This window comes from Mesorhizobium sp. M4A.F.Ca.ET.050.02.1.1, assembly GCF_003997725.1.
Lineage (GTDB): Bacteria > Pseudomonadota > Alphaproteobacteria > Rhizobiales > Rhizobiaceae > Mesorhizobium.
The window spans coordinates 1-6,174 of the sequence record NZ_RZSG01000336.1; the positions used below are offsets into that span (position 1 = coordinate 1).

Consider the following 6,174-nt stretch of genomic DNA (forward strand, 5'->3'; position numbering starts at 1 on the left):
TCCTGATCGTTTTCAACATCTTCCCGCTGATCTATTCGCTGGGCTATTCCTTCACGAACTTCGCGGCGAACCGGAGCGAGCCTTGGCAGTTCGTCGGCTTGCAGAATTACCGTGAGCTGCTTAGCGACGATCACATCTGGTCGAATTTCATCATCACGGCGAAATACGTCATCGTTTCGGTGGCCGGCCAGATGATCGTTGGCTTCGGCCTCGCGCTGCTGCTCAACCGCAGCTTTCCGATGAAGGGCCTCATCACCACGCTGCTGCTATTGCCGATGATGATGTCGGCAGCTGTCGTCGGCCTGTTCTGGCAACTGCTCTACAGCCCGTCATGGGGCCCGATCAACTACGTCTTCGGCCTGGGCGACTTCGCCTGGCTGTCCAACCCCGACAGCGCGCTCTACGCCGTCGCGATCACCGATATCTGGATGTGGTCGCCCTTCGTCATGCTGCTTTCGCTCGCCGGCCTGTCGGCCGTGCCGCAGCACCTCTACGAGGCCGCGGCGATCGACCGCGCCGGTTGGTGGTACACCTTCACCCGCATCACCTTGCCGCTGGTCTCGCCGATTCTTTTGATCGCGCTGATCTTCCGCACCATGGAAGCCTTCAAGACCTTCGACATCGCCTACACGATGACGACCCAGCCGACCGCCGAACTGATTGCGATCCGGCTCTACAAGCAGGCGTTCCAGCAATGGGATACCGGCAAGTCCTGCGCGCTGGCCTACATCGTGCTGATCATGGTGCTGGCCATCACCAACCTCTACGTGAAGTACCTCAACAAGGTGAAGGAGCGCTGAGATGGCCGCCGTCCGCACTTCTTCCGAGATTGCCCTCAACCGCGCGGCAATCGTTGCGGTGCTTATCGCGACGCTGATCTTCCTCGCGCCGATCTACTGGATCGCCTCCACTGCGTTCAAGCCGAAGGAGTTGGCGGTCAGCGTGCCGCCCACCGTCCTTTTCCAGCCGGAAGTCACCCCCTTCATCCGTCTGTTCACCAAGCGCGTGCAGATGCAGAAGCCTGTCGACCCGCAAGTCTACGAGGCCGCGCCCTGGTGGGAGAAGCGCATCTATGACGGCGGCGAGCGGGTGCTGAAGGTTGGCAAGGACGTGCAGCTTTCGCAGTATCCCAACCGGTTCATGAACAGCCTGATCGTGGCGGTCATCAGCACGGTGCTCGCCGTCGGCATGGGGACCTTCACCGCCTACGGCTTCTCGCGCTTCAAGATCGCAGGCGAGGCGGACCTTCTCTTCTTCATCCTGTCAACACGCATGCTGCCGCCGGTGGTCGTGGCGATCCCGATGTTCCTGATGTACCGGATGGTCGGCCTCAACGACTCGCATATCGGCCTGATCATCCTCTACGTCGCCTTCAACCTGTCCTTCTCAGTCTGGCTGATGAAGGGCTTCATGGACGAGATCCCGAAGGAATACGAGGAGGCGGCGCTGGTCGACGGCTACACCCGCATGCAGGCCTTCTTCAAGATCGTGCTGCCGGAAGCGGCGACCGGTATCGCTGCCACCGCGGTGTTCTGCTTCATCACAGCCTGGAACGAGTACGCCTTTGCGCTGATCATGACCAACCGACGCGCCCAGACGGCGCCGCCCTTCATCCCCAGCCAGATTGGCTCGGGCCTGCCGGACTGGACCACGATCGCCGCGGGCACCTTCCTGTTCCTGCTGCCGGTCGCAATCTTCACCTTCCTGTTGCGCAACCACCTGCTTCGCGGCGTCACCTTCGGAGCGATCCGCAAATGAGTTTTCGCGCGGTCAACCAGAAATACCTGTTGCCGGCCTCGCAGATTCTCATGGTGCTGGGCATCATTGCGCTCTGCCAGCCATGGAGCCTCGGCCTGCATTCCTATGGCGTGACGATCATCCTGATCGGCCTGATCGGCTTCAACATCACGTCAAAGATAGCGCCGGAGCGCCCGGAGGAAACCGGCGCCGCGATGCACGAGGGGGCACGGCAGTGACGCAGATCGAACTTCGCGGCATCGAGAAATTCTTCGGCGCCGTTCAGGTCATCCACAATCTGAACCTCGCCATCGCCGACAACGAGTTTATCGTGCTGCTTGGCCAGTCGGGCTGCGGCAAGACCACGACGCTGCGTGCGATTGCGGGGCTCGAAACGATCGACCAGGGCGACATCCTGATCGACGGCAAGGCCGTGCAGCACCTCAAGGCTGCCGACCGCGACATCGCCATGGTGTTCCAGTCGTTTTCGCTCTACCCGCACATGACGGTGTTCGAGAATATCGCCTTTCCGTTGCGCGCAACGCGCATGGGAAGCGGCGAGGTCGACACGTCGGTTCGCGAGGTCGCCCGGGTTCTGCGGATCACCGACCTGCTCGGCAAGAGGCCGTCGGCGCTATCCGGCGGCGACATGCAGCGCGTGGCGATCGGCCGGGCGCTGGTGCGGCGCCCGAAGGCGATGCTGATGGACGAACCGATCGGCGCGCTCGACGCCAAGCTGCGCGAGGAGATGCGGGCCGAGATCAAGCGGCTGCACATCAAGCAGGGTTCGACCACGATCTACGTCACGCACGACCAGATCGAGGCGATGAGCCTGGCCGACCGCATCGTCATCATGCATGAAGGATTCATCCAGCAGGTTGGCACGCCGGACGAGGTCTATTCGCATCCCGCCAACCTGTTCGTGGCCCAGTTCGTCGGCAGTCCAGTGATGAACGTCGCCGAAGCGTCTGTCTCCGAAAAGGCGTCGGCCGCCTCGGTCACCGTCGGCGATGCGCCCGCGGGTTTCGAGTTCCCGAGCGCGCTCTTGTCGAAGCTCAACGGCCACGCAGCCAATGGCGGCCTGACGCTGGGTATCCGGCCGGAAGGCGTGCTCGTCCGGCGCGATGCTGCGCCGGGCTACATGCCGGTGGAGGCGCATATCATCGAACCGCTTGGCTCCTTCGACATCGTCGATCTCAAGGTCGGCTCCCAGATGCTGCGCGCCCGCACCAAGGCCGGCTACGTCGCCGGACCGGGCGAAAAGGTCCACGCCCGCATCGATCCGGAGCAGGCGCATTTCTTCGATACGGCAAGCGGCAAGTCGCTAGGAGTAAGGCTGTAATGGCCCATATCGAACTCAAGAACATCACCAAGACGTTCGGCAATCACACCGCACTGACGGGCCTCGACCTCGAAATCGCCGACGGCGAGTTCTTCGTGCTGCTCGGCGAGACCGGCGCCGGCAAGACGACGACGCTGCGACTGATTGCCGGGCTCGAGAAGCCGACCGAAGGCCAGGTCTTCATCGACGGCGTCGATGTCGCCGACTGGGGGGCGGCCGAGCGCGACGTGGCGCTGGTGCTGCAGCAATATTCGCTCTACCCGCGCTACACGGTGCGCGAGAACCTTGAATTCCCGCTGAAGCCGAAGATCCGCCGTCTGCCGGACGCCGAGATCAAGGATCGCGTCGCGCGCGCCGCCCGCACGCTCCGCATCGAGCATCTGCTCGACCGCAAGACCGACCGGCTGTCAGGCGGCGAGATGCAGCGCGTCTCGATCGGCCGGGCCATCGTGCGCAAGCCGCGCGTGTTCCTGATGGACGAGCCGCTGTCGGCGCTCGACGCCAAATTGCGCGAGGCGCTGCGCACCGAACTGAAGAACCTGCAGATGCAGCTCGGCGCCACCTTCCTCTTCGTCACCCACGACCAGATCGAGGCGATGTCGATGGGTGACAAGGTCGGCGTGCTCAATCATGGCCGCATCGTCCAGACCGGCACGCCGCAGGAGATCTACAACAATCCGCGCGACACCTATGTGGCGAGCTTCGTCGGCTCGCCGCCGATGAACCTTATCGACGGCAAGCTGGTCGACAACCGGGCAGTGATGGCGCCGATGAATTTCGAACTGCCGCTTTCAGGGGGAGGAGCCGGCAATGCGGTCGACGGTCGCCCGCTCGTCTTCGGCATCCGTCCGGAGGACGTCTATCTGGAGAGCGGCGCGCCGGTCGAGGCACGCGTCCACGACGTCGAGAACCACGGCGTCGAAAAGATCGTGACGCTGAGAGTCGGCGACGCGATGCTGAGAGCCACTGTGCCGGCAAGGACTGCCGTCGAGATCGAACAGCCTGTGCGCTTTGCCTGGAATCCGGACAAGGTGGTGATGTTCGACAAGGGCAGCGGCGTGAGTCTGCGGCACGCCAGCTAGGCGGACGGTCCCTTCAAGCTACCGGGGCAGGCAGGCGCGCGGGCCCCTTTGCCCTACCTCGGCAGATAGGTCTCGTACGGCGTGTCGTTGATCAGCAGGATCACGCACTCCGTGTCCGAGAGGCAGGCATCGTCGTGCATCTCATTGGCCTTCTGGGTCCAGTAGGACCCTGGCGGCAACGCGACCTTGGTCGCCTCGCCGCCATCCATCTGCCAGTGCGCCCACAGCCCCTGAATGACCACGGCGCGATAGTCCGCGGTATGCGCGTGAACAGGCGCGCGCCAGTTGCCGGGAACTTTGAGCAAGGTTCCCGCCGGGCCCTTTGCACGCTCGCCCCATAGCGGGCCGAGGCGCTGCGGCTGGTCAGGCGCCTCGACAGCATAAGGGATCTTGCTCGCCGGCAGGTAGCTGTCTTCGAGGGCGAATGCCCGCCCCGGAAAGACGGTGAGCGCGGCGAGCGCAAGCAAGGCTGGGTGATTGACCATGGCGGGTTCCTCCGCCGGCCAGCTTAAGCTGCCCCCGCCGGCAGGGAATGACGCTGCGTCCAAAACACTTGGCAATTCCTCCAGGCGACAGGAACCGACCCGCGTTCAGGCGACCGGGCTGTCGTCGCCGTCGCCGGTGTTGCGCAGATGGCTCGGCGCCACGCCCATGACGCGCTTGAAGGCGCGGCTGAAGGACGCCTCGGAATCATAGCCCAGCCTTGTCGCGGCCACCGAAACCCGCATGCCGTCGCGGGCCAGCCATTGCCGCGCCTGGTGCATGCGAACGCTGAGCACATATTTGGCCGGCGTCTCGCCGACCACGGTGGCGAAGCGCTGGGCGAAGGCGGAACGCGAGGCTCCCATCATCCGCGCCAGCGCCTCGACCGTCCAGTCGCGGTCCGGCTGCAGGTGGATGGCGGCCAGCACCTTGCCGACATCCGGACTGCGGACGGCGGCGATCCATCCGGTGGCATCGCCGCAGCCGTTCTCCACCCAGGAGCGGATGATGGTGGCGGCCAGCACATCGGCAAGGCGCGCCAGGATGCCGCCGGAGCCGACCCGGTCCATCGTCACCTCGCCGGCCATCGCATCGAGCAGGTGCTGGATGCCCGGAGCGTTCGCCATCAGTTTACGTGCCTGCATCAGGTCCGGCATCATGTCGAGCAGCGGATGCGAGCCGTCGAGATTGAAATGCATGCTGCCGCAGAACAGCAGGGTCTTGCAGCCATCGCAGCCATTGGAGACGTCGTAGATGTTCTCGCAAACCGGCTCGATGCTGTAGCGGCCGATCGGCACGGCAGGCACGCCCGGCGCGCTGGCCAGAACGTGCTCGTCGCCGCGCGGGATCAGCAGCGCGTCGCCGACCGACAGCTCGATCCATTCCTTCGCCGGCGAGAACAGCCAGCAGCCTTGCTGGCCGATGAAGTGGAAGCGCGCCGCCTTCTGCGCGGGAAAGGACACCGCCCAGGGTTCCCCCAGCACGCAGCGACCATAGTCGACGCCGTCGAGGCGGAGGCCGCGTAGCATGTCGGTCAAAGGATCGCCGGAAGCCGGCAGTGCGGTTCTGGACGAATTGTAATTCATTTCGGCGTTTCTAGCATGGAAACTCCATCGCGTCACTTCCTATGTTGCATGTCAGCCAAATGTTGCGCCGCAAACAAGTCGGACTGGCAGAGCGCGCCCGCGAAGCATGTAACGGGTGGAGGCCGAGCCGGTCATTTCCTAAGTGGCGCGCAAACAGATCGGAGATTTAGCCATGACCGAACCCACCACGGGCGTCATCGACGCCGCTGTTCTAGACAGCGCCGACTCTCAAGAACGATCAGAGCCTGCTTGGGGCGCGGTGGTGTCGCTGGCGCTCGGGGTGTTCGGCCTTGTGACTGCGGAATTCCTGCCGGCCAGCCTGCTGACGCGGCTGGCGCAGGACCTCGGCGTCAGCGAGGGCGCGGCCGGGCAAGCGGTGACGGCGACGGCGGTGGTCGGCGCCGCGATCGCGCCGACCATGGCCATCGTCACCAAGCGGCTTGAC

7 protein-coding genes and 1 pseudogene are annotated in these 6,174 nt (G+C 64.2%); 6 read left to right on the forward strand and 2 right to left on the reverse strand.

Features of this window, described 5'->3' with window-relative positions:
* The 5 genes from EOA33_RS20630 to EOA33_RS20650 form a co-directional block, all read left to right on the forward strand.
* The coding region (locus EOA33_RS20630) for a sugar ABC transporter permease (RefSeq protein ID WP_145989216.1) at positions 1 to 800 on the forward strand (800 nt) is incomplete at its 5' end.
* A 1-nt stretch (position 801) separates the two neighbouring features.
* A complete protein-coding gene (locus EOA33_RS20635; RefSeq protein WP_126058201.1) occupies positions 802 to 1,758 on the forward strand; it encodes a carbohydrate ABC transporter permease in 957 nt (318 codons plus the stop codon).
* A complete protein-coding gene (locus EOA33_RS20640; RefSeq protein ID WP_126058202.1) occupies positions 1,755 to 1,976 on the forward strand; it encodes a hypothetical protein in 222 nt (73 codons plus the stop codon). The genes EOA33_RS20635 and EOA33_RS20640 overlap by 4 nt, the downstream gene beginning before the upstream one ends.
* Positions 1,973 to 3,079 (forward strand): ABC transporter ATP-binding protein, encoded by a 1,107-nt coding sequence (locus tag EOA33_RS20645; RefSeq protein ID WP_126058203.1) that lies wholly within the window; start codon positions 1,973 to 1,975, stop codon positions 3,077 to 3,079. The genes EOA33_RS20640 and EOA33_RS20645 overlap by 4 nt, the downstream gene beginning before the upstream one ends.
* A complete protein-coding gene (locus EOA33_RS20650) occupies positions 3,079 to 4,161 on the forward strand; it encodes an ABC transporter ATP-binding protein (protein ID WP_127399892.1) in 1,083 nt (360 codons plus the stop codon). Before EOA33_RS20645 ends, EOA33_RS20650 begins: the two co-directional genes overlap by 1 nt.
* Before the next feature lie 53 nt (positions 4,162 to 4,214).
* Here the strand turns inward: EOA33_RS20650 and EOA33_RS20655 are convergent, their stop codons facing one another.
* Together EOA33_RS20655 and EOA33_RS20660 are read right to left on the reverse strand one after the other, a co-directional pair.
* Complete coding sequence (locus EOA33_RS20655) at positions 4,215 to 4,646, reverse strand: DUF4437 domain-containing protein (RefSeq protein ID WP_126058204.1); 432 nt, start codon at positions 4,644 to 4,646, stop codon at positions 4,215 to 4,217.
* Positions 4,647 to 4,751: 105 nt separating this feature from the next.
* A complete protein-coding gene (locus EOA33_RS20660; RefSeq protein ID WP_126058205.1) occupies positions 4,752 to 5,729 on the reverse strand; it encodes an AraC family transcriptional regulator in 978 nt (325 codons plus the stop codon).
* Between the two features lie 172 nt (positions 5,730 to 5,901).
* Here EOA33_RS20660 and EOA33_RS20665 point away from each other — a divergent pair.
* A pseudogene (locus tag EOA33_RS20665) lies at positions 5,902 to 6,174 on the forward strand (MFS transporter); the annotation flags it as partial.

Coding starts and splice junctions, on each gene's coding strand:
- EOA33_RS20635 (WP_126058201.1), top strand. CDS start 802: ATGGCCGCCGTCCGCACTTCTTCCGAGATTGCCCTCAACCGCGCGGCA.
- EOA33_RS20640 (WP_126058202.1), top strand. CDS start 1,755: ATGAGTTTTCGCGCGGTCAACCAGAAATACCTGTTGCCGGCCTCGCAG.
- EOA33_RS20650 (WP_127399892.1), top strand. CDS start 3,079: ATGGCCCATATCGAACTCAAGAACATCACCAAGACGTTCGGCAATCAC.
- EOA33_RS20655 (WP_126058204.1), bottom strand. CDS start 4,646: ATGGTCAATCACCCAGCCTTGCTTGCGCTCGCCGCGCTCACCGTCTTT.
- EOA33_RS20660 (WP_126058205.1), bottom strand. CDS start 5,729: ATGAATTACAATTCGTCCAGAACCGCACTGCCGGCTTCCGGCGATCCT.